The following is a 22,326-nucleotide window of genomic DNA, read 5'->3' as shown; positions in this document are numbered from 1 at the left end:
GGAACCCACACACGTTCCAGTCGTTGAACCTGTGACGATTTCGAAACGTGAAAGAAACGACAGGAAGGTGTCGCCATGTCGGACGCAACTGACCCTCTCTCACCACCGGCGTATCGTCGCGCCAGGGACGCCAGCCCCCCGAGTGGCGAGAAATCGCGGTTGCAAAGGCTGGATGCCATGTCCCAAGCCTTGGACAGCCAATTCCGGATACCCGGTCTTGGTCTTCGCGTTGGATGGGACGCCATTCTCGGCCTCATTCCTGGCGTCGGCGCGTTGGTGACACTGGGACCTGGCGTTGCGATGATCGCAGAGGGTCGTCGATTGGGTGCACGAAAGGGTGTCTTGGCGCGGATGGCCGGAAACACCCTGCTCGACATGGGTCTGGGCACTGTGCCCGTGGTCGGTGATATCTTCGATCTGTTTTTCAAATCGCACAGAAGAAACATTGCGCTTCTGAAAGCGGAAGCGGCGCGTTTGACTGCACGTCACCAATTTGCCGATGAGATCCACGATGGCGTATGACGGCGCACCGCGCCGGGAGGCGACGTTGGTAGAGCGCCCCGAATTGCTCGTCGTGTGCGGCATCGCAGGGCTGGTCGGGTCCATCGCACCGACAATCATGAACGTGATCGCAAGCACCGTCGCGCAGCATGATTTCATTGCCGATACAATCAGCGATCTTGGCCGCGGTCCGCACAAATGGATCATGGACACCGGCTTCTACATCAGCGCTGCGGGACTTCTTGGGTTATCCATCGGCGCGGCTCATGCGCATTTGGGACGTGCGGGGTGGTCATTGGGCATCTTCGTCCTGGCTCTGACGGCGTTGTTCACGGTTCTGCTGGGGGTGTGGGACAAGTTCGGAAATGGCGACGACCTGTCAGTGCATACGAGGCTGACCTTCGCGCTCGGGCCACTGTATCTGCTCGGGCCCATCGTGATGGCAAAAGGGATCGCGACCGTTAGCAAAAGAATGGTGCCGGTCTTCTACGCCTCGGCCGTCCTATGGCTCGTCTTTGCGACAGCGTTCAAACTCGCCCCGACCGCCTATGACGGCATCCTCGAAAAAATCGCCGTTCTTGCGACAATGCTATGGACCGTCCCTTTGAGTTGGATCCTGATAGAACGTGGCTTGCAACGGGTGGATGCGCTGTCAAGGGAACTCTGGTCCGGCGACAGGTAGGCAAGGTCACTCGCTCGCGCGCGACGCATCAAGCAAATTGTTCTCGTCACCTTCTGTCGCACGCTCACGCAATGCTGCGTCCTCTGTGGCATGATCTTGCCGGGACGGGTCGGCCGCGTCAGGTAGCCCACTCGGCTGGGAAACGGTGAGCGAGCCGGTCGTGTCTTCACGTGGAAGATCGTTCAAACGCTTTGTCCCCCCGTCATCGATCCTAAGCCGGTAGATGGGTTCCGGCAATCCGAAGCCTGCCCCCTCAAGGGCGGTTTTAGCAGTCCGAATCGCCTCCCCTCTTGCCTTCAGATAATCCACGCTCCGCTGATCAACCCATGCCACAAAGGTCAAAACAACGTTGCTGTCTCCCACCTCCTTGATCCATGCGCCGACTTCGGGATCGCGCAAGATGAAGTTGAGGCCGTTCATCGCCTCCACCGCAGTTGCAAGGGCGCGGTTCAGGTCGGACTCCGCATCTACGCCCAGGTCGAACTCGAACCGCCGCTGCGGGTCGCGCGAATAGTTGACGATGCGCCCCTTGTAGACGGTCGCGTTGGGAATGCGGATGTGGTTGCCCTGCGGTGAAATCAGGATCGTCGCGCGGGAGGTTAATCGCGCCACAGTGCCCATGTCACCCTGAATGTCGACGAAGTCATTGGGACGGAAGGGCTGCCGCAAGCTCAACAAGATGGATGCGATAAAGTTCTCAACGGTATCTCTGACGGCAAAACCCACGGCCAAACCCGCAACGCCGGCGGCACCCAGCACTGCGCCGATCAAGGCAATGGCATTGAGAATGTCCAACGCCAGAACAGCGCCAAGGACGATGAAAATGATGCGGGCGATCGCGCGATAGACATCAGCGATGAACGCATTCGGGGCCAGCCAGGTCCAGATGGGAAGTCGGGTCGTCAAGAGCCAGCCGCCCAGCGCCACGATCAGAAATGCGGCAAGCGCGACCAGGAAAATTGGTGCGTTTGCCAGGATATTGCCCGCCCGCTCGACGATCCGATCGGCCGCCGGTGCAAGTCGTTCTTCGAGCGATCCGCTGACCTGCACTTCGTTGTCGATGCGTATGACGCCCTCGATGCGACCGACGAGATCTGCCAATTCGTCGCGCGCGGCGTTGTCGATCACGTCGCCGGTCAGGGTGACAACGCCTTGGCTTACGCGAAGTGATACGCCGTCAAAGCCGTCGATTTCCGACAGCAGGTTTTCCAGGCGCTGGCGGATCTCATCGTCGCTCGGTGCGCTGTCGCCTACGGCGATCGGTGCGGTATCCGAAGTGTCCGCGGCAGGTTCTTGCCCCCACGCGGCGGCCGAAAGTGCAAGGACTACTGTCAACAAAATCGGCAGCCGGAGATCACCCCCCAGCTGCCGCACGGCCAATTGGCTTATGCGCATTTTTGACGCGACTTTCGATGCCCGTCTTAGCATGAAGAAAGGACCACGCTCTGTCGTCACTCTGCGGGGGCCATACGCTCCAACACTTCGTCATTGACGCCTGGACCTGGCTCCAGTTCTTCAATCGAAGACGCCTGGGGCACAGTGTGGGTCTCGACATCGAGAAGCGGATTGGGCGATGGGTCAGAGGCGGGACGCCCCTCGATGACGTCGCCTGCTTTGGTCTCGTTTGCGAGACCTTCCTGGAGTTCGTCGGCCGTGCCATCGGGAAGCGTTCCGGCGCCAACGGGGCGCAGGTCGTTGGCTGGGTCAGTTACCCCGACGTTTCCATCTTCATTCCCTGAAAGGGAAACTGAAAAAATGAAGGCCAAAACCGCAAGAACGCCAACCGCGCCGGCGACAACGGCGACCGTTCCAGTTGAAAGCACACTGGCGGCTTCCGAGTTGGGGTAGTTTGAGTTTGAGTGGTTTGTTTGGGCCATTTGCAACTCTCACGTTCTTTGGTTTCCGAATCGAACGCATTCGGTCGGCCGCAGGTTCCCCACTTGACGCACTTTGCATAAAGCGAATGCACCAAGTTCCAGGCACAACGACGGGTCGCGACTTTAAATGACGCAAGGTCACCTTGGTGGTTTTGCTCGGGGGATCGGCTAGGCCATATGTCTTACGACAATTGTCGCGCGACCGGTTCGCCGTAAGATGATTGCATCATGATAGAATCAACGGCAGCACGAGGGACCTTGCGTATGCATCTGCGACGCGCGTTGCGCGCGCCGCATGATGTTCTAGACGACCTGTTGTCAAAGTTCGATTTGACGTCTCAGGACGGTTTGGCTTGCTTTTTGCGCGTGCATCAAGGTGGGCTCTCGACGATCGCGAGATCTGCACCATCGGAAGATCTTTGCAGAGTGGTCAATGACCTCGAAGCGCGGGCGAAGAAAGATCTGATTACACTTGGTTGCTGCCCGACAAACGACATCGTGGGCGAAGATGAAATCCTCGACGCCTTAGATCCGGTCGCACTCGACTACATTCTAGGGGGCTCCCAGATGGGAAATTCCGTGCTGAAGAAACGGTGGGAAGCAGCTACCGATCCCACGGTGCGATCTGCAAGCGCCTTTTTCTCGGCCACGTCCGCCCGTGATCTTTGGCCGAGATATCTGTCCGTTGCGGACACAATGCCAGGCACGTCAACACGCGCGGAAGGTATTACGCGGGACGCCTCGCGGATTTTCCAGATCTACGCCGACCTCGCCAAAGCAGAGCTAACGCAAAGGAGCCTGTCCCATGCCGAGTAACCCGGATGCGGCTCAAGACCTCAACGTCGACCTCACAAACTGCGACCGTGAACCGATCCAGTTTCTGGGACAGGTTCAGGATTTCGGATGCCTGATTTGTGTCTCCTCCGACTGGATGATAGCGCACGCCTCGACCAACTGCGACGTGGTACTTGGCTTGGACGCCGAAGAACTCATCGGGCAAAAATTCGTCGACTATTTTCCTGACGAGGTCGTGCATAAACTTCGCGCCCGCATGCAGATCCTCATGCAGGGCGATAGTGTCGCACGGATTTACGAGATCGATCTTTTCAACGACGGGCGGCGGTTCGACGTGGCCGTGCATCAGGCGGGCCGTTTGCTTACGCTCGAGTTTGAACCCCGCCCCACAGACGCCAAACCATCCAGCGCCGATGCAGCCACCGTTCAAGCACTGATCGCGCGATTGAAGCGACGCCAGGGCGATCTCATGGGTTTCGCCCAAGATGGCGCGCGGAGCATGGCAGCTCTGTGCGGCATGGACCGGGTCATGGTTTACAGGTTCGAAGACGACGATTCCGGCACCGTCATTGGAGAGGTCTGCGCACCCGGGCAAGAGCCCTATCTCGGGTTACGCTATCCTGCGAGTGACATTCCGAAACAGGCGCGCGCCCTTTATGAGCGCAATCGCATTCGGATCATTCAGAATGTGGATGGTAAAACACATCCAATCGTGCCCGCGAAGGGCCCCGAGGGCGACCCACCGGATCTGTCCATGGCCGCCACCCGTGCGGTCTCCCCGATCCATCTTGAGTATCTGCGGAACATGGGCGTGACATCATCTATGTCGGTGTCCATCCTCCGGCGTGGAAAGCTCTGGGGCCTCTTTGCCTGTCACCATACGCAACCACTTGAGTTGAACCACTCAACCCGAGCGGCGGTGGAGTTGTTCGGGCAACTCTTCAGCTATGAGCTCGCGCAGATGGAGACCGACCGGGAGTTCGCCGAGGCCGAGCGCGCGCGGGGCCTTCACGACCGCCTGATGACGCAGATGTCGGGCGGACAAACGCTCAACGCGGTCTTCAGCAGTTGCGAGGACGAGTTGAAGGAGGTGATCCCGTTCGACGGAATGGTCATCTATTCCAACGGCGTTTTCGAGGCGCGTGGATCAACGCCGACCGAGGAGGAGTTCCTCGGTTTGGTTCGGTTCCTGAATACCGCGCAAACGTCGGAAATACTCACGATTGACCGGCTTGAGGAACGGTATCCGGGCGCTGACAGTTTCGCCGATCGGGCGGCGGGGTTGATGGCAATCCCGATATCGCGCACGCCACGGGACTATCTGGTGTTGTTCCGGCGCGAGATCGCGCAGGCCGTGACCTGGGCCGGCAATCCCGAGAAACCGGTCGAACTGGGCCCGAACGGCATCCGGTTGACACCGCGCAAGAGTTTCGACGCTTGGAAGCAAATCGTCCGAGGAAAATCCGCACCATGGACGAGCGCGGAGCGGCGTGCGGCGGATGCGCTCCGTGTCACTCTGCTTGAGGTGGTCGTCAAACTCACTGATGAGGCGAACAGCACCCGCAAACGGGCGCAGGAACAGCAAGAGCTTCTTATTGCCGAGTTGAACCACCGCGTTCGCAACATCCTGAACCTGATCCAAGGCCTTCTGTCTCAGGGTCGTGGGTCCGCGCAGACACTGGAAGAATACAGCGAGGTCCTTGATCGGCGTGTGCATTCGTTGGCCCGCGCCCATGACCAGCTGACGCGAAAGGACTGGTCGTGGGTCCCTCTAACTGGCCTCATCAGGACGGAAATTGATGCATTCCTAGGTCAGAACGCAAAACGAGTCGCGATCTCAGGCGATACAGTTGATCTATCTCCGACCGCCTTCACCACCATGGCACTTGTCGTGCATGAGCTGGTTACCAATTCGGCCAAATACGGTGCACTAAGCGATAGCACGGGTCGGGTCGATATTGGGATCGACCTTGGGGCTGACGGGTCTGCCAGCGTGACGTGGCGCGAAAGCGGTGGTCCGCCGGTCCAGGCGCCGACGCGGAAAGGGTTCGGCACGACGATCATCGAACGGTCGGTACCCTATGAGCTGAAGGGTGACGCGAACGTGACCTACAAGGTGGGCGGGGTTGAGGCTACTTTTGTCCTGCCATCGTCTCATGTCGCACGCGCGACGGAGCAAGACGCAGAAAGCACTGCGCGCGCCCCCGACCAAATCGATGATGTTCGACTGGCCGGATCAGTTTTGCTGGTCGAAGACAACATGATCATCGCCATGGACGCGCAAGACATGCTGATGGAGATGGGTGCGGATCACGTCACGGTGTGCAGTCAGGTGAGGGATGCCTTAGCCGCCATCGAGCGTGCCGACTACAAGCTTGCCGTTCTCGACGTCAATCTTGGAGAAGAGCTTTCGCTGCCGGTCGCCCTACGGTGTGCAGAGAACGGAGTCCCCGTACTCCTCGCGACTGGCTACGGCGCAAGTCCTGAGGTCCTCGATCAGTTCCCGGCAGCCCCGGTATGCGCTAAGCCCTATACCGCGGAGCAACTCAAGTTGGCGATCGCGAAAGCACTTAGCATTTAACGTTCTAATCAACTCGCCAGTTCAGCGGCGACGATATCCTCTATCTCGGTCACGGGATGGTTCGTCAGCGTTTTGTCGATCTCTCCGACGACGCAGGCCTCAACCTCCTGGTGCAGGTTTTTGCGCAGTTCACCCAAGATTTTCGGTGCAGCAACCAGCACGATCCGTTCCATCTTGCCTGCATGGACACGCTCGTAAAGCTTGTCGGCCAGATCAGCGGCAAAACGTTCTTTCGCCAGCTCGTGCCAGTCGGTGTCATCCATCGCCGAAAACTGACCCGGGCCCGGATCTGGCATGCGCCCGGGCCTGTTGGCGGACTGATCGATGTCTTTTGGGTTGTCCTGTTCATCCTTGTCGCGAACGTCGAAATACGGGTCTTCGTCATCCGTCTTGTTGCGCAGGAACAGCGCCTTTTCGCCATCCGCGACGACGATCCACGTTCCTTGTGACAGCTCGGTCACGCGCCGTCCTCCTTTTCGTCTGATTTTTCGACGCGCGTCGCCCCGGCGGGCCGTTCGGTCGCCCGTTTGAGTTCATCGCGGGAGCCAATGTCGCGCGGCAGGCGGCCGTCGCTCCGGCCCTGTTGCGATATCGTGCCTTCGGCACCGAGCACCTGCTCGGTCTCGCGCACGCCGTCTTTCGAACGCTTTCGGTCAGCCACGTTGTCCTCCTGCTTTTTCGGATGTTCGGGCCGCAAGCGCGGTCGCAATGTAGGCAGCGCCGGAGAACAGCAACTCAGCGGCGAGGTAGAGGCCCAGAACGGCAAAGGCTGCTTCAGGCAAGGTCGCGAAGATGTAGACGCCGAGACCGACCGACAGGACGCCTGCGAGGATCATCCACCCGGTCCCCTTACGGTTTTGCATCCTGAACCCAATCCAGATACGCGCGACCCCGATGACGATCAGCAAAGATGCCACTGTCAGAGTGAGGGAAATCAGCCCTGCAAGTGGATTGGCCCAGAGCGCGACGGCGAGCGCGATCGTCAGCAATCCAGCGAACCCGCCCAACAGGCGCCCGCCGGTCGTGCCGTCTTCGTTGCGGAACGCCATCCACATGACGATCCCGCCCGAGATCAGAAACGCGGCCGCGATCAGGCTCTGTGCAATCAACGACGCGAGGAACGGATTGATAAGCGCAGCCATCGCTCCGAGAACGTAGATGATGCCGGCAGCGAGCATCCACTTCCAGTTCAGCCGCGGCGCGTCTTTTTCAACATCTTCCACATAGTCTGTCGATTGGTCTTCAAGCGCGACCGGTTCAGGCGCGCCGCTTCGGGGATCGGATGACAGATCGGTCATGATGAAACCTTTTTGCTGCACGGTGTGCGGTACCTACGCGCGAGAGGTGGCTCAGGTTCCGCGTTATCGGCCGATCAGTTCCTCCCCGAAACTGGGATGAATGCCGGTCGGGCGTTCGACGTCACACGACCCGGCGCCTGCCCCAATCAGCGCTGCGAACGGCGCGATCATTTCTGGCGCAGAATTGTCGGCGATCACGGCACCGACCAGTTTTCCCTCCGAGAAGGACAGGCGATGATAGCTTTCGGGTTCGACATCCGGGGCAAGAACGGGGTTTTTCAGTGCACTGGTTTGCTCTCCACGCGCCTTACGCGACAGATCGCCGATCTGCGCAACCGGCGGCAAGGTGAAGGCTGCGGTTGCAACCAGATCGAGGGGGATTTGTTCTGCCCCTTCCCCGAAGTGTTGGTCGGCGAAGGTCTCCCCATCGCGGGTGGCAACCGGGGTCAAGGGGAGGCGGTCGGCGACGTCCCCGATCGCGAAAATTCCGGGACGGGAGGTTTCGAACTCCCCGTCGATCCGCAGCGCGCCACTATCTGCGACGTCCAGATCCTCTGCGCCGGGCCCCAGCGTACCGATGTTCGGCGCGCGCCCGATTGCGCAGACTACGCGATCGGCGCCTTCGTCCTCGCGGTCATCGAAGCCAAGAAGGATGCGGTCACCCTGTGCGTCCACGCGATGGGGTTTTGCATCGAGAATGATCCGCACACCGCGTTTCGTCAGTGTTTCGGTCACGCAAGCGACGGCCGCCTCGTCGAAACCCGGTAGCAACCTGGACCCGGATTGCACGATCGTCACGCGCGTGCCGAGCGCGGAAAAGATCGACGCGAACTCCGCCCCGATATAGCCGCCGCCGACGATCACGAGCGTGTCCGGACAGGTGGTCCACCTAAACACATCGTCTGAGGTGCACATCAGGTCAGCGCCCGGAATATCGGGCAGCTTGGGTTTCGCGCCCGTGGCGATCAGCGTTTTTGTCGCGCGGTAGGTCTCGCCATCCGCAGAAATCGTGCGGTCGGCGTCAATGGTCGCGGCGTGTCGGACCACAGCCACCCCATTTTCTTCGAGGTCCTCCGCAAAACTGTCGCGGATGCCGCCGATATGATCGTGGATGCGTGCCATCAGCGCCTCTGGATCGAGTGAGGTCTCGGCTGCGTCAGCCACCGGTTTCAGACCCGCGCGCTCCGTCCAATGGCGCGCGACTTGCCAAAGCAGTTTCTTAGGCACGCAGCCGCGATTTACGCAGGTCCCACCAAGTTCACCTGGTTCGAACAGGACGACGAGGGCGCCGTGAGCCGCCGCGCGCTTGGCTGCCGCGAGGCCGCCTGATCCGCCGCCGATCACGGCCAAGTCATAGTGATTGTGCATCTTTGGTCTCCTTCGAGACGCAACACCGAAGCGAGATCACAGGTTCCCGCTTTATCCGGGGAACTCAGAACGTCGGCATACGTTACTTGGGCAGAGCGACACTGCGACTTCGAAAGAAAGGAGCCCCTGAAATGGACCTCGTACGCATCATTTTTTCGATCCTCCTGCCGCCGCTTGGCGTGTTTCTGCAGGTCGGACTGGGCAAGCATTTCTGGTTGAACATCCTGCTGACGATCCTCGGTTACATCCCAGGCATCGTTCACGCCGTCTGGATCATCGCCCGCACCGGTGGTGAAGTGCGCAGCTAAGCTGTGAGACACTCGATGTATTCCAAAAAGCCGGGCCCGCGCGTCATACGCGGGCCCGCTTTTGTTTACGCGGCCTTATCGACCGAGCCACCCATGACCGCGTCAATGGTGAGGTGTTCCACCGCCGCTTCAGCGCCTTCAAACGCTGTCGCATCCGCATAGGCACCCGGAAAGGCGATCGCGGGCAGGCCGGCAGCGGTCGCCGCAGAAAGGCTCGTCGGGGTATCCTCGATCGCAACGCAGTCCTGTGCCGAAAGCGCCAAGCGTGCCAGGACAAGCTTAAACACATCGGGCGACGGTTTCGCTTCGCCAACTTGGCTGCGGTCGGTGATCAGGTCGAACGACGACGCATCGAGCGTACCGTTCAGGGCCGCGAAGATGGCGTCGATATTGTCGCGGGACGTGGTGGTCGCAAACACCAGTTTTGCCCCGTTGGAGCGCGCATGCTTCACAACGTCGGAAACACCAGGGCGCAGCGTGAGTCCTTCATCCTGGATCGCGTCCGCGTAGAACTGTGTCTTGCGTCGATGCAGCTTCTCAGCATTCACGGCCTCGCCACGGGCGGTGGCGTAGTCTGCGATCCGCTGCTGTCCGCCGGATTTCTTCAGAAGCTCCGCATATTCGTCGCGCCCCCAAAACCAGTTCAACCGCGCCTCTACGCGGCGTTGAAAGCGCGCCTTTGGAGATCGGAGGTTTCAACAATCGTCCCAATGGACCCGAATACGATAGCTTTGCGCATGCTTCATCCTTTGCTGAGGACCATCTCATGTGCGCGCATGGCATGCAGTCGAGATGGACGGGGGTGCTGCGCCAAACCTGTGCGCATGCCCAACAACGCAGCTACGGAACCAAAGTTCCGGACCATCGTTAACGAAATGACGTCACGCGCAAAACGCACCATCCCGCGCGCGGCGCTTTTGCAAATCCAGCATCCGGAGTTCGACCCATGTCCACCCTGTCTTCCCAGACAATCAAACAGATCCCCACCACCAGCGACACCGTCTATGCGTTCGACATCACGGGCCACGTCTCTGACGATGACGCCGAGGCCATGGCGGAGTTCATGAACGACGTTTTTGATCGCCACGAGAAGGTCAACATGCTTCTGCGGCTCGATGGATACACCGGCAGCGACAAAGACGCGCTGTTCGACGGCGACGTGATCGAGTCGCGGTGGCGCTCGCTTTTCAAGGTGGGCAAATACGCCGTCGTCGGAGCGCCCGAAGGTGCATCGAAGATGATTGGCTTCATGGACAAGATCCTGCCGGTCGAGGCAAAGGCGTTCGAGACCGCGCAAGAAATTGCCGCGTGGGAATTTGTCGGCGCTCGACCGACAGATGCCAACCCGACGTCGCGCGCCTCCTAAATCAGCGCGACCGCAATCGACGTGTACCGACCATCTCGGTCGGTGCACGTCGCGTCCACCTCCAAGCCTTCGCCAGCATAGCGAGTCCCGATGGTTGCGAGCATGCCCCGCGCGCGCAATGATGAAGCGGCGTTATTTCAACTTCGGGGGGATCGAACCTGTCCCACTATAAAGCTCGGCTTTTAAAGCTGCTCTCCGATCTCAGGGCAGGTTACTGGTTCATTCCAGGTTGTTTGATGCTGCTGGCTGTCGGTTTGGCGCGCCTGATGATCTGGATCGACGCGACGCAGGACCCATCTAGCGTTCTGCCCCCAGACATGACCAACACCAACATCGATGGGGCGCGCACGATCCTGTCAGTAATCGCGCAATCCATGATCGGGGTCGCAGGGGTGACGTTTTCGATCACGATGGTCGCAGTGGCGCACGCTTCGGCGAATTTCGGACCTCGCCTGATTGGCAATTTCATGCGGGATCGCGGCACGCAGTGGAGCCTTGGGATCCTGATCTCCACCTTTGTCTATGCTTTGCTCGTGTTGCGCAGCGTCCAGGCGCCGATTGACGGCGAAGTGTCCCAGTTCGTTCCGCAGCTTTCCATTGTAGTGGCGATGGGTCTTGCCCTGCTCTGCGTCGCGACGGTCATCTACTACGTCCACCATGTCCCTGAGACGATCAACGTGTCGAATATCGCCGAAGCACTTGGTCGCAAACTGATACATCGGCTGGAGCGAACCGCGCATGATGAAGAGTTGGATCAAACGGTCACCGAGGAGACTGCCACATCCGAATTGACCCTTAACTACGACGGCTATGTCCAACAACTCAACGTCGAGGACCTCGCAGAAATCGCGAAAGAGGATGGGTTAAGCGTACACATCGTCGCTGCACCCGGTGTTTTCGTTATCGCCGGTACACCAATCGCGCTCATGTCAGCTGAACCGTCCGACGCGTGCGGCACGGCCCTACGCCGGTGTTTTGCTTTGGGAAAGGAACGGACCGAGGATCAGGACGTACTGTTCCTGATCGCCCAACAGGTTGAGATGCTGGCGCGCGCGTTGTCCCCTGGTGTCAACGATCCGTACACGGCGATAAATTGCCTCAACTGGCTTGCTGCGGGGCTGGCCGCAGCTGACCGCTCGGGACAGTATTTCGGCCTAGAGGGTCGCGAAACGACCTCCGTTCCGCCGTTGACATGGCAGCGCCTTCTCGATGCTTCGTTTCATGAAAGCTGGGCCTACGTGCAGGCCGATGCCTTAGCTAGGGAGCATTGGTTTGCTTTGCTCGACCGAATGTCGGTATCGGACGCCAACCGAGACGCTATCCGGAGAATGCTCGCGCAGTGTCGCGAGACAGCCGAGTAGTGACCCCCTCAGGCGGCGTTTCGGTCCTCCAGCCAGACCAGTCGATCCCTGCCCCACATAGCCAGATGCGCGGTTCCCGATGCTGTCATTCCGGTGGCAAGCGCGACCAACGGCGCCCAGTCTATCGCGGCAAACGCGGTGAGCAAAAGGACTGCCGAAAGGAGCGACACGGTACCGGCGATAACCAGGGCGAAACATCCGTCATCTGCCCTGTGCGTTATGCCACATATAATCCTGAGCCCGCCGGACGTGATCAGATACGCGGCGATGACGAAGCCAAACGATTGGATCATAGAGATGACCGGAAGCAGTAGAAGCGTCGTACCAGCGGCTAAAGCAGCCGCGTAAGCCAACGTCTCGGTTCCGACGCGATGCGATTGCCAATGAAACAGGGCAATAGACAGGCTCATCGCGCCGTATGCGAGAAGAGTGACGCCAACAACGCGCTCCGGCGGAATTGCTGCCAGCAAGGGTGTCGCAAGCGTCAATCCTGCCGCGGCAAATGCAACGGCACCCAAGAGCAGAAAGGGCCAGCTGGGGCGCCACGTATGGCTGGGTTCATCGGTGAAGTGCATGATTTATGACTCCCGTGTGTGGTCACGCTTTGATCGGGAAACGCTTGGCGGCCGCGGAGGTTCCTACATTCGATTTTGGTCCGGGAACCAGTGCGCTATCAGCGCGTTGGCATGACATGGACGAAAACGCCGACCTTCTGAACGATGCGACAAGTATCTGGCAGGACGTGGTCTTGACCTGGGGTGAGGCAGCGCTCGCGGCACTCCCACGGTTTGGATTTGCAATTGTTGTCCTTGCCGTCGCAGCGCTGCTGATTTGGGGTGTAAAAGCCACTACGCGGCGCGTTGCGCGGCGGATGAACCTCCGCCGCAACCTGACGGACGTAATCCTTCTCCTCGTTAGCGTCATCGGGTGGTTTCTTGCGCTTTTGATGGCCGTTACCATCGTCTTCCCGACCGTGACGCCGTCTAATGCTTTGACGACGCTGGGGCTCGGGTCTGTTGCGATTGGCTTTGCCTTCAAGGACACATTCGAGAACTTCCTCGCCGGCATCCTGATCCTCATGCGGGAGCCGTTCGAGATTGGCGATCACATCCATTGCGAAGAGGTCGAGGGCCAAGTCGAGCAGATCACGATCCGCGACACCCATATCCGCCAGACGGACGGCCAGCTTGTGGTCGTGCCAAACGCCCATCTCTTTCACAACCCGGTTCAGGTTCGCACGAACCGTGAATTCCGCCGCACGAGCATTATTTGTGGCGTTGCCTATGGCGAAGACGTGGACGAAGCACGCGGCGTGATTGCCGAAGCAGTGCGCCATGTAGACTCTGTGCGCGACGACGTGCGCGACATTCAGGTTTTTGCAAAGGCCTTCGGCGCATCTTCCATCGATTTCGAGATCACGTGGTGGACTGGTTCCGCGCCCGTCGACATACGCTCGAGCCGCGATCAGGTGGTCGCGGCCATTAAGCGTGCGCTTGATGATGCGGGCATTGAAATCCCGTTTCCCTATCGCACGTTGACGGTCAACGACCCGATCGAGGTGAAATCCGTGAAAGCCGAAAGTGACGCCGCGTGAATCGTCGCTCGGCCTTGCGCGATGGCGCTGACACGCTGCGTGTTCGGGCCCGCCCCCAGGTCGTGGCGGTGACACTTGCCAAGCATGCGCCCGTGTTCACCATCCTCTACGCGCCTCCAGCAATCTGGGCCGGAGTAACTGGGGCGTTTGAGCTGACGATAGCGCTTGCCGTTCCTGCGATCGCCGCCTTGTTCGCCTACATGGTGGTGCGTGCACGGTCGCTGCCAGCCGATCTTCGTGGGCTTGAGGCGATGGTTGCGGTCGCACTCGTATTCTTTCTTGGCGCGCTCGGTGCCGTACCAGCCTTTATGACCGTGGGCATGCCGTTCTTTGACGCGGTGTTCGAAGCCATGAGTGGCCTGACGACGACCGGCCTCTCCGTCGCATCCGACCCCGACAGCTGGCCATTTGCCGTGCATATCTTGCGCGCATGGCTGCAATGGGTTGGCGGTCTTGTAATGGCCACGGCGGTCTTAGCCTTGATCCTTCCCTCCGGCGTGCCAACGCGGCGGTTGGGACAGGTGGGCATCACCGATGGGGATCGCATCGCCTCGACCCGGCTAAAGGCGCGCCAGCTTCTTGGGGTCTACCTCGGGCTGACGGCCGTTGCTGTCGCGATAACCGCGCTTGTAATCCCCGATTGGCGCGAGGCGCTCGCGCTGACGCTGTCCGCGATTTCAACCGGTGGTTTTGCACCGCGCTCGGATTCCTTGGCGTCCTATAGCGACCTTGGTCAAACCGTCGTCATGGCGACCTGTGTTATCGGAGCGCTGTCGCTTGTGACATTCGTGTTCGTTCTTCGCGGCGACTGGGGTGCAGTACGAACGCTCGGCTCGCTCCGACGTTTGGCCGTCGCGGTTGCCGCGGTGCTCGCTGCGATGGTGGTGCTTTGGGCGCTTGGGGGATTGGAGAACCGCGACCTCAGTCTCGGCCTCGCGTTGGACCTGATTTCAGCCCTGACAACAGCCGGATTCTCCACCGGCGCCATGCCCATCACGGGCGCCATCTTCGCCCTGTTCATCTTGGTCATGGTTCTTGGCGGCGACACCGGATCCACCGCTGGTGGGCTGAAATTGGCGCGGCTTGGCCTTCTCGCCCGCGCCGCCCGTCACGCCATCCGGGCACCCGCCATGCCGGACAGCGCCGTCGCGCCACTCCGCCATGACGGAGAGCAGGTTGAAGATGCGGTGATCATCGGCGTTCTGGCCCTCGCCTTCATTTATGCCATTTCGGCATTGCTCTTGGTCATGCAGTTTAGCCTTCATGGCTTCTCCCTTCCCCAATCGCTGTTCGAAAGCATCTCGGCACTCTCAACCGTCGGCCTTTCGACCGGCCTTATCGGGGCCGACCTGCCAACAGACCTGAAGATCTCGCTGACCTTTGCGATGTGGCTGGGACGGTTGGAGTTCATCGCCGTGCTCGTTCTCTTCCTGCCTCGCACCTGGATGAAAGGATCCTGACATGCGTGTCACCATTCTTGGCGCCTCGCGCTTTGGGGCGGCCATCGCAGAACGTTTGATCGAGGACGGTCATGAGGTGGTGCTGATAGACAAGGACCGGGAGCGGCTGGACAAGCTTTCCGCCCGGCTCGACTGCGGTATGATCGAAGGCGACGGCACGATGCCGACAACCCTTCGGGACGCGTTTCGGGACGAAGAGGATGTCTTTATCGCCGTGACCAACGCGTCGGACGACAACATCCTTGCCTCTCTTGTGGCCCGGTCCGTCGGCTTCTCGCGCGTGATCCCACAAATCACGGCGGCAGAACTGATGGACGTCTGCCATGAGCTTGAATTGGACGACGTGATCAACCCCCACGCCACCGTCGCGGAAAGCATCTGCGCAGGGCTTGAGGATCAAACGGTGATCAACCAGGATGTTGCGCTACACAACCAGCTTGCCCTTCAGCGGGTGTCGGTCCCGCAATCGATGGACAATCAGCGTATCGGCGATCTGGATCTACCCGGCGAGGCAAAGCCTGTGGCCCTCGTCCGAGACGAGAACGAAAGCTTCGCCGATTCCGATACGATCCTCCAAGCAGGTGACTGCCTGATCTTTGCAGTAAAACGGGATGGGAGCGCGCGCCTTGGCAAAAAGTTCGACGGGTGACTATGCCATGACCATCTGGCGCACCTGCTGCGCCGGGGGCAGCAACTCCGCCCTGCGGCACAGATAGATCGCACCGACGACACCGAAGATATTTGCGATCACCGCGGCGCCCAAGATGCCCCAATACCCCACTGTCAGAACGCCGATCCACGCCAACGGCAGGTAGATCGCGAAGATCCGGGCGATGCTGAGTGACATGGAATAGACGGCCTTGGACCGCGCGTTCATGGCTGCGTTCGCGGTGACGAGGATGCCGTAGCCGAACAGGCTCACGCCCACGATGCGAAGATAGTCCGCTGTGTATCCCGCGGCCGCCTCGTTCGATGCGATGAAGAATGCGATGGGGTCGGCAAACATCATCAGACCGAGCGCCAAGAGCGCGCCATACGCAAGGCAGAATGCCCATGCTTGCACCACTGCGGCCTGCGCCCGCTCGTGTCGTTCCGCCCCCCAGTTCTGTCCGACCACCGGCCCGATCCCGGCCGATAGGGCAAGAAGCACGACAATCGCAACCGACTGAACCCGCGTTGCAGCACCGAACCCGGCGACGGCTGCGTCGCCCAAAGTGGCGACTGCGGCTGTGACAAAGGCCATGCCCGCCGGGTTGATCGCGTTCGAGAAGGCAGCAGGGGCACCAATCGGGATGATGGCACTTAGGCTTTTCTGGACACCATCCAGCATACGTCCGCATTTGCGCAAATAGCCAAAGCGGATTGCAAAATAGAGCGCGGCAGCTACCGCCAGCACGCGTCCCACCAGCGTCGCCGCCGCCGCGCCAGCCGTGCCCAACCCCTCAAAGCCAAAGGCACCAAAAATGAGCAAAGGATTCAGTGCGATGTTGATCAGCGCGGCGAGGATCATAAAGACAGACGCATTCGCCGCATCTCCGTTTGCCCGGAAAATCGCATTCGTGATCATCAGGAGCACGAGAAAAGGAAAAGAGACCGCCCAAAGCGGAACATACGCAGAAATCTCTGTCATTACGCCATTTCCTGCGCCCATCACGCCAAAAAGAGGCTGATTCATTATCCAAACGACAACTGCGATCACTGCGCTCAGCCCCAGACCAAGGCGGAGCGCATGAAACCCCATCCGGTAGATGTCGCGCGCCTCATCCTCACGACCGAGCGCCTGCGAGATCGCCGCGTTCGCTCCGGCGGATAGTCCGATCGCCAGTGAACTCAATGCCGTGGTGACGGGATAGATGAACCCTACCGCCGCCAAGGGTGTCTCACCAAGCTGTCCAAGGAAATAGGCGTCGGCGATCCCGACGGAGAGGACAGCCAAAATACCCAAAGACATGGGGGCAGACATCTGTGCGAGTGCCCGCCAAACGGGTCCTTCCGTTAGGTTTTTCTTTGCCATTCTGCCGCGCGAACCCCTCTGGTGTGTCAGTCAAAAAGAAAGCCGCGCCCACATTTCTGCAGGCGCGGCGTCGGATTGTGTGCCGAATTAGACTTCGGCCAGGATGCGATCGACGGTGTCGCGGACCTCTTCCTTGGACTTGCCCAGCTTTTGCTGAAGCTTGCCCTCAAGCTGTTCGCGGTCGCCTTTCGCTTCCTCGATTTCATCGTCGGACAGCTCGCCATAGGTTTCGCGAAGCTTGCCTTTGATCTCCGTCCACTTGCCTTCGATTTGGTCGCGGTTCATGACAGTCTCCTTTCGAGAGATTGCGGTTGGAATTCGGGTTAGCTGTCGTCAGCGGGCGGGGTCACTTCGAGGCTCGGTACCGTGACCGTTTCCTCGACAACCTCGATGTCGCCCACATCGGCGTCGAACTCAGGAAGCTGGCCGCCTTCGACAGTGACGTCGGGCAGGCGCGTTTCTTGGGTCTGATCGATGTCGATCATGTAGATGCCCGCCGCGAGGACGAGAACACCTGCGATGGCTGCGATGATTGTTCCGGTTTTCATGTCAGAACTCCTTTCGTCTGACCAATCAACGCGCCGGCCTTGGTGGAGTTCCGAGATTTCTCAGCGCTAGGCGTACAGGCCCTCATATCGCACCGGCACTGTGACGAGATGCAGTCCGCGAGACATGGCGGTGTCCTTCAACGTGTCTCGCAGCTCAGCCGCCGTGGTGCATGCCCGATGCGCCCAACCGAATGTGCGTGCCAGGCTCGCCCAATCGAGATCATGAAAAGAAAGATTAGGCCGGTCGCCCGTATCGGCCTCCTGCTTGTCCTCAATGAGGCCAAGACCACCGTCCACCCAAACAACCACCGTCAGATCAACGCCCAGACGCTTAGCTGTCTCCATTTCCTGCACATTCATCAACACGTCACCATCCCCGCATACGGCGATGACACGTCCGGATTGCCGCAACCGCGCAGCAGCAATCGCACCGGGCAGCGCGAGGCCCATCCCGGCGAGCCCGTTCGGGACAATCAGCTGCCTGGGGAACCGGCACATGAACTCGCGCGCCAAAGCCAGTTTGTGGGTCCCAACGCCGGAAAGGATCAGGTCATCTTCACCGACCGAGAGGTTCAACGCGGCGACGAGCGCGCTTGCCGATGGCGGCTGAACTTCGATAGCGTTTAACGCAGCATTTTGCTCATCCAGCATGCGCAATTGGGCTGTCTGCGCCTCATCCCATAACGCTTGACCCTCAGGCGCCAAGTTTTTCCCCAGCTCACTCAGGCTTGCTCCGATGTGCCCCACAACGTCGACCGCAACAGGTGCGCCGAGATTGCGTGGCATCGCGACGTCACTGACGTTTACGACCGGAGTGTTTCCGCCGGACAGTTTTGTGAATGGATACTCTACGGGATCAACGCCAATGGCCACCAACACGTCAGCAGATGCGATTGCCTGATCAACATGGTCTTTTCCCGGCAACCCAAATGCGCCGAGATGCAGCTCATGTTCGATTGGCACAGTGCCCTTGCCCATGAAGCTGGTGGCGACAGGGATCTGAGCGCAGGTAAGGAATTGCGTCAAATCCCCGGTCGCCCCGGCTCGGATGACACCAGCACCAACCAGAGCCAGCGCGCGATCTGCGCGTTGAATGCAGTCAACGGCAGCAGACACTGCGCCAGGATTGCAAGAAGGCGTAAAGGATCTATCGTGAATGATCGGTTCGCCCGTAGCCTCGAGTTCCGCCAGATCCTCTGGCAACGATAGATGAACCGCGCCGGGTGTTGGCGCCTGCGCGATCCGCAGCGCCTCAGCGACGACGCCCGGAATAACGTGGCAGGTATATAGAGTCTCGGAGCGTTTTGTGACTGGCTCGAAGAGTGCCGTGAGATCGATGATCTGATGGCTGTCACGGCCCCGGGCGACCCGTTCGCGCGCGCCCTGCCCTGTGATCGCAATCAGCGGAACACCGTCAAGCTGGGCGTCGGCCACTCCGGTGATAAGGTTCGTTGCGCCCGGTCCTAGCGTGGCGAGACACGCCGCAGGTCGTCCGGTCAGGCGACCATGGACCGACGCCATAAAGGCTGCGCCTTGCTCATGTCGGCACAAAATCACGTCGATCGGCGACTTTTCCAACGCGTTCATTAACGCGATCGTTTCCTCGCCCGGCATGGCGTAGACCGTGTCGATACCACCCGCTGCGAGGCTTCGCGCGAAAAGCTGGGCTACCGTTTCCATGAGGGTCATATTGCTCCCATGGAGGAGATCGCGTCTGCCACCTTGCGGAAGCCCGCGATGTTAGCGCCGCGCACGTAGTCAACGTGATTGCCCTGACGGCCATCGTCGATCACTCGCGCGTGGATATCGCGCATGATGTCCTTAAGCGCCGCATCGACTTCATCTGCCGTCGCGAACCGCCGGTGGCTGTTTTGGCTCATCTCAAGGCCCGACACGGCAACGCCCCCTGCGTTCGAGGCCTTGCCGGGCGCGTGAAGCATGCCGGCCTCTGACACGACGTCATGCGCATCGTCGGTTAGGGGCATGTTGGCCCCTTCCGCGATCAGGCGAACACCGCCGTCTATCAAAGCTCTGGCCATATCTCCGTCGAGCTCGTTCTGCGTCGCGCAGGGCAACGCAACATCGAGATCTTCATTCCACGGCATGTCGCCTTCCTTGAAGGTCGCACCGCATCCGGAAGGTGGGTCGGCAATTTCCTTGCCAGCCGCTTTCTGGGCGCGGACCCAGGCGACGGTGTCTGCGTCGAGACCGTCCTCGGCGACAAGCACGCCGCTTGTGTCGGATAAGGTGACAACCTTTGCACCGCGCGCGATGGCTTTGTCCGCGGCATAAGTCGCTACATTGCCCTTGCCGGAAATGCCGACGCGCTTGTCGGAGAGGTCATCGCCCTGTTCCCCCAGCATCGCCTCGACGAAATAGATGAGACCGTATCCAGTGGCCTCCGTGCGGATCTGGGACCCACCGAACGACAGTCCTTTACCGGTAAGCGCTCCGGTAAACTCAAGCGCATGAGCCTTGTAGACTGCGAACATCCAGCCGATCTCCCGCGAACCTACATTGATGTCGCCCGCAGGCACATCTCGGTTTGGCCCAATGAATGGAGCAAGCTCGCGCATGAAGGCCTGGCAAAAGCGCATGATCTCTGCGTCGGACCGACCCGTAGGATCGAAGTCCGAGCCGCCCTTTCCGCCACCAAGCGGAAGACTGGTCAACGCATTCTTGAACGTTTGCTCGAACCCCAGGAACTTCAGCACCGACAAAGACACTGCAGGGTGAAACCGCAAACCCCCTTTGTAAGGTCCGATCGCGTTCGAATACTGAACCCGCCAGCCTTGGTTGACCTGCGTTTCGCCCCGGTCGTCCTGCCATACAACTCGGAAGGCAATGACGCGGTCGGGGATGGACAACCGTTCCATCACCTTCGCGGCAGCGTAATCGGAATTCGCCTTCTCGATCGTGATCGTGTCATGTGCGACGTGGCGCACCGCTTGATGGAAGGCGTCCTCTCCGACTGACCGTTCCACCACACGATCCATGTAGTCGGATAGCAAGCTTTCTCTCGACATTAGTTTTCCTGAATGATGGACAAAAAAAGGTGGCGAGCCCGAGCGAAGCCCGCCACCTGGCGTTCCTAAGCGAACGCTTTAGGGTGTTCGTCCGCGTACAGCCCGTGCAACGAGTGCGATCACGAAGAGTGCGATGAACACGAAGAACAGGATTTGCGCGATCCCAGCAGAAGCGCTGGCGATACCGCCGAAGCCGAACAGCGCGGCCACGAGTGCGATAACGAGAAATGTAATTGCCCATCCAAGCATGGCGTTTCTCCTTTACGGTTACGAAGAGATAACAACCGAGTTGTGATCTGGTTCCATCAGCTCCAGGCCAAAGCCAACTGATCGAGAATGGCCTGAACGTGTTCTTCTTTGAACGGCTGTTCAATCACATGAACGCCCATACCGATTTCAGATGCACCCCTTATGCCATTTAGGACGATCACAGGCGTCCCCATGGCGATCCAGTGCCGAACGGCTGGGTCGTCCAACACCTGTTCGACCTCCCCCGCAACAATCGCCAACTCAGCGGTATGGCCGCACACCACGTCAAGCTTCCGGGCCGTACGGACGTCGGATGCGCCCCGTGCGCGCAGCAGCTCCTCCAGATCGGCTGCCACGATAGGGTTGGAATGCACAATGATGCACGGCCCCACCGGGCTGTGCCGCTCGGTATCCATAACGGACCCTCAGATTGTTTCAGGAACAAATGCTGGTCGCTCGCGTTGTGCAATATGTCACGCGACACACGCGTGTGCATTAAACTGCGACATAGCTTACGAAGGGTAACATGACGACGAACTGCAAAGACTGCCCGCTCCGAAAGCTCGAAGTCTTTGAGGACCTTAGCGGGGACGAACTGAAATATATGCAGCGGTTCAAATCCGGTGAGCTGAAGATTGACGCCAAAACGCCTGTGCTCATGGAGGGCTCGAACAGCCCACAGCTCTTTACCGCTTTGAAAGGGATGGGCGTGCGCTACAAACTGCTGCCGAACGGAAATCGCCAGGTGGTGAATTTTGTCCTGCCGGGTGATTTTATCGGTCTGCAGGCCGGTGTCATGGGAGAGATGCAGCACTCGGTCGAAGCAACCACGCCGATGGTGTTGTGCGTCTTTGACCGGACAGAGTTCTGGAGTCTGTATAAAAATCAACCTGAGCGTGCATTCGATCTGACTTGGGCTGCGGCCATCGAGGAGCACTTTCTTGGTGAGGCGCTGGCGTCAATCGGACAGATGAGTGCGATGGAACGACTGACCTGGGGTCTGCTTCGCTTCTTTGACCGTTGCGAGAACCTGGATCTGATCCATCACCAAAGATGCCCGTTTCCGTTTCGGCAGCAAGATCTTGCAGACGCTTTGGGGCTGTCTTTGGTTCATACAAACAAAACACTCAAGAAGCTGCGCGAGCGTCGGATTCTGTCACTCGAAAACGGTATGCTGCACGTTAGCGATCATGAGGCAGCCGAAGAACTCTCGGGCATGGAACCGAAAACGCCAGCAGCGCGCCCACTCATCTAGTATTTGTCAGGTGACAAAAGACGCCCGGTGGTTCACCGGGCGT

26 protein-coding genes are annotated in these 22,326 nt (G+C 59.6%); 11 read left to right on the top strand and 15 right to left on the bottom strand.

Annotated elements, in window-relative coordinates; all coding sequences use genetic code 11:
• Nucleotides 1-75 precede the first annotated feature (75 nt).
• Nucleotides 76-522, top strand: a complete 447-nt coding sequence (locus ACP15N_RS16865; RefSeq protein WP_425093508.1) for a DUF4112 domain-containing protein — start codon at nt 76-78, stop codon at nt 520-522.
• The gene (locus ACP15N_RS16860) at nt 512-1,183 is read left to right on the top strand and encodes a DUF998 domain-containing protein (RefSeq protein WP_425093507.1); all 672 of its coding nucleotides are present in this window, start codon (nt 512-514) and stop codon (nt 1,181-1,183) included. Before ACP15N_RS16865 ends, ACP15N_RS16860 begins: the two co-directional genes overlap by 11 nt.
• Nucleotides 1,184-1,189: 6 nt before the next feature.
• On the opposite strand, the gene ACP15N_RS16855 is transcribed toward ACP15N_RS16860, so the two are convergent.
• Both ACP15N_RS16855 and ACP15N_RS16850 read right to left on the bottom strand, forming a co-directional pair.
• On the bottom strand, nt 1,190-2,638 hold the full coding sequence (locus ACP15N_RS16855) for a mechanosensitive ion channel domain-containing protein (protein WP_425093506.1): 1,449 nt from the start codon (nt 2,636-2,638) through the stop codon (nt 1,190-1,192).
• Nucleotides 2,635-3,060 (bottom strand): hypothetical protein, encoded by a 426-nt coding sequence (locus ACP15N_RS16850; protein WP_425093505.1) that lies wholly within the window; start codon nt 3,058-3,060, stop codon nt 2,635-2,637. The genes ACP15N_RS16855 and ACP15N_RS16850 overlap by 4 nt, the downstream gene beginning before the upstream one ends.
• 264 nt (nt 3,061-3,324) lie before the next feature.
• Between ACP15N_RS16850 and ACP15N_RS16845 the strand changes: the two genes are divergently transcribed.
• The gene (locus tag ACP15N_RS16845) at nt 3,325-3,876 is read left to right on the top strand and encodes a hypothetical protein (RefSeq protein ID WP_425093504.1); all 552 of its coding nucleotides are present in this window, start codon (nt 3,325-3,327) and stop codon (nt 3,874-3,876) included.
• A complete protein-coding gene (locus ACP15N_RS16840) occupies nt 3,866-6,436 on the top strand; it encodes an HWE histidine kinase domain-containing protein (protein ID WP_425093503.1) in 2,571 nt (856 codons plus the stop codon). Before ACP15N_RS16845 ends, ACP15N_RS16840 begins: the two co-directional genes overlap by 11 nt.
• Nucleotides 6,437-6,444: 8 nt before the next feature.
• Here the strand turns inward: ACP15N_RS16840 and ACP15N_RS16835 are convergent, their stop codons facing one another.
• The 4 genes from ACP15N_RS16835 to ACP15N_RS16820 form a co-directional block, all read right to left on the bottom strand.
• Entirely contained in the window at nt 6,445-6,897 is a 453-nt protein-coding gene (locus ACP15N_RS16835; protein WP_425093502.1) for a host attachment family protein, read from the bottom strand.
• Nucleotides 6,894-7,097 carry a hypothetical protein gene (locus ACP15N_RS16830; RefSeq protein WP_425093501.1) on the bottom strand — a complete coding sequence of 68 codons (204 nt, stop codon included), beginning with the start codon at nt 7,095-7,097 and terminating at the stop codon, nt 6,894-6,896. The genes ACP15N_RS16835 and ACP15N_RS16830 overlap by 4 nt, the downstream gene beginning before the upstream one ends.
• Nucleotides 7,090-7,734 (bottom strand): HdeD family acid-resistance protein, encoded by a 645-nt coding sequence (locus ACP15N_RS16825; RefSeq protein ID WP_425093500.1) that lies wholly within the window; start codon nt 7,732-7,734, stop codon nt 7,090-7,092. The genes ACP15N_RS16830 and ACP15N_RS16825 overlap by 8 nt, the downstream gene beginning before the upstream one ends.
• Nucleotides 7,735-7,797: 63 nt before the next feature.
• Nucleotides 7,798-9,102 carry a dihydrolipoyl dehydrogenase family protein gene (locus ACP15N_RS16820; RefSeq protein WP_425093499.1) on the bottom strand — a complete coding sequence of 435 codons (1,305 nt, stop codon included), beginning with the start codon at nt 9,100-9,102 and terminating at the stop codon, nt 7,798-7,800.
• Between the two features lie 131 nt (nt 9,103-9,233).
• Here ACP15N_RS16820 and ACP15N_RS16815 point away from each other — a divergent pair, with 131 nt between their 5' ends.
• A complete protein-coding gene (locus ACP15N_RS16815; protein ID WP_425093498.1) occupies nt 9,234-9,410 on the top strand; it encodes a YqaE/Pmp3 family membrane protein in 177 nt (58 codons plus the stop codon).
• Nucleotides 9,411-9,475: 65 nt separating this feature from the next.
• Here the strand turns inward: ACP15N_RS16815 and ACP15N_RS16810 are convergent, their stop codons facing one another.
• Nucleotides 9,476-10,057, bottom strand: coding sequence for an HAD-IA family hydrolase (locus ACP15N_RS16810; protein ID WP_425093497.1), 582 nt, complete (start codon nt 10,055-10,057; stop codon nt 9,476-9,478).
• A gap of 299 nt (nt 10,058-10,356) precedes the next feature.
• Between ACP15N_RS16810 and ACP15N_RS16805 the strand changes: the two genes are divergently transcribed.
• Nucleotides 10,357-10,776 carry an STAS/SEC14 domain-containing protein gene (locus ACP15N_RS16805; RefSeq protein WP_425093496.1) on the top strand — a complete coding sequence of 140 codons (420 nt, stop codon included), beginning with the start codon at nt 10,357-10,359 and terminating at the stop codon, nt 10,774-10,776.
• A gap of 134 nt (nt 10,777-10,910) precedes the next feature.
• Nucleotides 10,911-12,137 (top strand): DUF2254 domain-containing protein, encoded by a 1,227-nt coding sequence (locus ACP15N_RS16800; protein ID WP_425093640.1) that lies wholly within the window; start codon nt 10,911-10,913, stop codon nt 12,135-12,137.
• A gap of 8 nt (nt 12,138-12,145) precedes the next feature.
• On the opposite strand, the gene ACP15N_RS16795 is transcribed toward ACP15N_RS16800, so the two are convergent.
• Nucleotides 12,146-12,712, bottom strand: a complete 567-nt coding sequence (locus ACP15N_RS16795; protein ID WP_425093495.1) for a hypothetical protein — start codon at nt 12,710-12,712, stop codon at nt 12,146-12,148.
• Between the two features lie 116 nt (nt 12,713-12,828).
• Between ACP15N_RS16795 and ACP15N_RS16790 the strand changes: the two genes are divergently transcribed.
• The 3 genes from ACP15N_RS16790 to ACP15N_RS16780 are packed head-to-tail and all read left to right on the top strand — an operon-like array spanning nt 12,829 to nt 15,840.
• Entirely contained in the window at nt 12,829-13,731 is a 903-nt protein-coding gene (locus ACP15N_RS16790; RefSeq protein WP_425093494.1) for a mechanosensitive ion channel family protein, read from the top strand.
• Entirely contained in the window at nt 13,728-15,191 is a 1,464-nt protein-coding gene (locus ACP15N_RS16785; RefSeq protein WP_425093493.1) for a TrkH family potassium uptake protein, read from the top strand. The genes ACP15N_RS16790 and ACP15N_RS16785 overlap by 4 nt, the downstream gene beginning before the upstream one ends.
• Nucleotide 15,192: 1 nt before the next feature.
• Nucleotides 15,193-15,840, top strand: coding sequence for a potassium channel family protein (locus tag ACP15N_RS16780; RefSeq protein ID WP_425093492.1), 648 nt, complete (start codon nt 15,193-15,195; stop codon nt 15,838-15,840).
• Here ACP15N_RS16780 and ACP15N_RS16775 read toward each other — a convergent pair whose 3' ends face one another.
• From ACP15N_RS16775 to ACP15N_RS16745, 7 genes are all read right to left on the bottom strand, one after another.
• On the bottom strand, nt 15,841-17,142 hold the full coding sequence (locus ACP15N_RS16775) for an MATE family efflux transporter (RefSeq protein WP_425093491.1): 1,302 nt from the start codon (nt 17,140-17,142) through the stop codon (nt 15,841-15,843).
• A 150-nt stretch (nt 17,143-17,292) separates the two neighbouring features.
• Entirely contained in the window at nt 17,293-17,490 is a 198-nt protein-coding gene (locus tag ACP15N_RS16770) for a CsbD family protein (protein ID WP_425093490.1), read from the bottom strand.
• 38 nt (nt 17,491-17,528) lie between these two features.
• Nucleotides 17,529-17,753, bottom strand: coding sequence for a hypothetical protein (locus ACP15N_RS16765; protein ID WP_425093489.1), 225 nt, complete (start codon nt 17,751-17,753; stop codon nt 17,529-17,531).
• Nucleotides 17,754-17,819: 66 nt separating this feature from the next.
• On the bottom strand, nt 17,820-19,442 hold the full coding sequence (locus tag ACP15N_RS16760) for a thiamine pyrophosphate-binding protein (RefSeq protein ID WP_425093488.1): 1,623 nt from the start codon (nt 19,440-19,442) through the stop codon (nt 17,820-17,822).
• Nucleotides 19,439-20,779, bottom strand: a complete 1,341-nt coding sequence (gene gdhA, locus ACP15N_RS16755) for an NADP-specific glutamate dehydrogenase (protein ID WP_425093487.1) — start codon at nt 20,777-20,779, stop codon at nt 19,439-19,441. Before gdhA ends, ACP15N_RS16760 begins: the two co-directional genes overlap by 4 nt.
• Before the next feature lie 78 nt (nt 20,780-20,857).
• A complete protein-coding gene (locus tag ACP15N_RS16750) occupies nt 20,858-21,028 on the bottom strand; it encodes a DUF1328 domain-containing protein (RefSeq protein WP_425093486.1) in 171 nt (56 codons plus the stop codon).
• 56 nt (nt 21,029-21,084) lie between these two features.
• On the bottom strand, nt 21,085-21,444 hold the full coding sequence (locus tag ACP15N_RS16745; RefSeq protein ID WP_425093485.1) for a hypothetical protein: 360 nt from the start codon (nt 21,442-21,444) through the stop codon (nt 21,085-21,087).
• 110 nt (nt 21,445-21,554) lie between these two features.
• Here ACP15N_RS16745 and ACP15N_RS16740 point away from each other — a divergent pair, with 110 nt between their 5' ends.
• A complete protein-coding gene (locus ACP15N_RS16740; protein ID WP_425093484.1) occupies nt 21,555-22,283 on the top strand; it encodes a Crp/Fnr family transcriptional regulator in 729 nt (242 codons plus the stop codon).
• Nucleotides 22,284-22,326 lie beyond the last annotated feature (43 nt).

The sequence above is a fragment of the Tropicimonas sp. S265A genome, assembly GCF_049800835.1.
Taxonomy (GTDB): Bacteria; Pseudomonadota; Alphaproteobacteria; order Rhodobacterales; family Rhodobacteraceae; genus Dinoroseobacter.
Note: the sequence above shows the minus strand (reverse complement) of the source record. Positions and strands in the feature narration are given on the sequence as shown.

Bases quoted from the DNA above. Each gene is read 5' to 3' on its own strand.
- ACP15N_RS16865 (WP_425093508.1), top strand. From the start codon at position 76: ATGTCGGACGCAACTGACCCTCTCTCACCACCGGCGTATCGTCGCGCC.
- ACP15N_RS16860 (WP_425093507.1), top strand. From the start codon at position 512: ATGGCGTATGACGGCGCACCGCGCCGGGAGGCGACGTTGGTAGAGCGC.
- ACP15N_RS16850 (WP_425093505.1), bottom strand. From the start codon at position 3,060: ATGGCCCAAACAAACCACTCAAACTCAAACTACCCCAACTCGGAAGCC.
- ACP15N_RS16845 (WP_425093504.1), top strand. From the start codon at position 3,325: ATGCATCTGCGACGCGCGTTGCGCGCGCCGCATGATGTTCTAGACGAC.
- ACP15N_RS16840 (WP_425093503.1), top strand. From the start codon at position 3,866: ATGCCGAGTAACCCGGATGCGGCTCAAGACCTCAACGTCGACCTCACA.
- ACP15N_RS16825 (WP_425093500.1), bottom strand. From the start codon at position 7,734: ATGACCGATCTGTCATCCGATCCCCGAAGCGGCGCGCCTGAACCGGTC.
- ACP15N_RS16820 (WP_425093499.1), bottom strand. From the start codon at position 9,102: ATGCACAATCACTATGACTTGGCCGTGATCGGCGGCGGATCAGGCGGC.
- ACP15N_RS16815 (WP_425093498.1), top strand. From the start codon at position 9,234: ATGGACCTCGTACGCATCATTTTTTCGATCCTCCTGCCGCCGCTTGGC.
- ACP15N_RS16805 (WP_425093496.1), top strand. From the start codon at position 10,357: ATGTCCACCCTGTCTTCCCAGACAATCAAACAGATCCCCACCACCAGC.
- ACP15N_RS16795 (WP_425093495.1), bottom strand. From the start codon at position 12,712: ATGCACTTCACCGATGAACCCAGCCATACGTGGCGCCCCAGCTGGCCC.
- ACP15N_RS16790 (WP_425093494.1), top strand. From the start codon at position 12,829: ATGGACGAAAACGCCGACCTTCTGAACGATGCGACAAGTATCTGGCAG.
- ACP15N_RS16780 (WP_425093492.1), top strand. From the start codon at position 15,193: ATGCGTGTCACCATTCTTGGCGCCTCGCGCTTTGGGGCGGCCATCGCA.
- ACP15N_RS16775 (WP_425093491.1), bottom strand. From the start codon at position 17,142: ATGTCTTTGGGTATTTTGGCTGTCCTCTCCGTCGGGATCGCCGACGCC.
- ACP15N_RS16770 (WP_425093490.1), bottom strand. From the start codon at position 17,490: ATGAACCGCGACCAAATCGAAGGCAAGTGGACGGAGATCAAAGGCAAG.
- ACP15N_RS16765 (WP_425093489.1), bottom strand. From the start codon at position 17,753: ATGAAAACCGGAACAATCATCGCAGCCATCGCAGGTGTTCTCGTCCTC.
- ACP15N_RS16760 (WP_425093488.1), bottom strand. From the start codon at position 19,442: ATGACCCTCATGGAAACGGTAGCCCAGCTTTTCGCGCGAAGCCTCGCA.
- gdhA (WP_425093487.1), bottom strand. From the start codon at position 20,779: ATGTCGAGAGAAAGCTTGCTATCCGACTACATGGATCGTGTGGTGGAA.
- ACP15N_RS16750 (WP_425093486.1), bottom strand. From the start codon at position 21,028: ATGCTTGGATGGGCAATTACATTTCTCGTTATCGCACTCGTGGCCGCG.
- ACP15N_RS16745 (WP_425093485.1), bottom strand. From the start codon at position 21,444: ATGGATACCGAGCGGCACAGCCCGGTGGGGCCGTGCATCATTGTGCAT.
- ACP15N_RS16740 (WP_425093484.1), top strand. From the start codon at position 21,555: ATGACGACGAACTGCAAAGACTGCCCGCTCCGAAAGCTCGAAGTCTTT.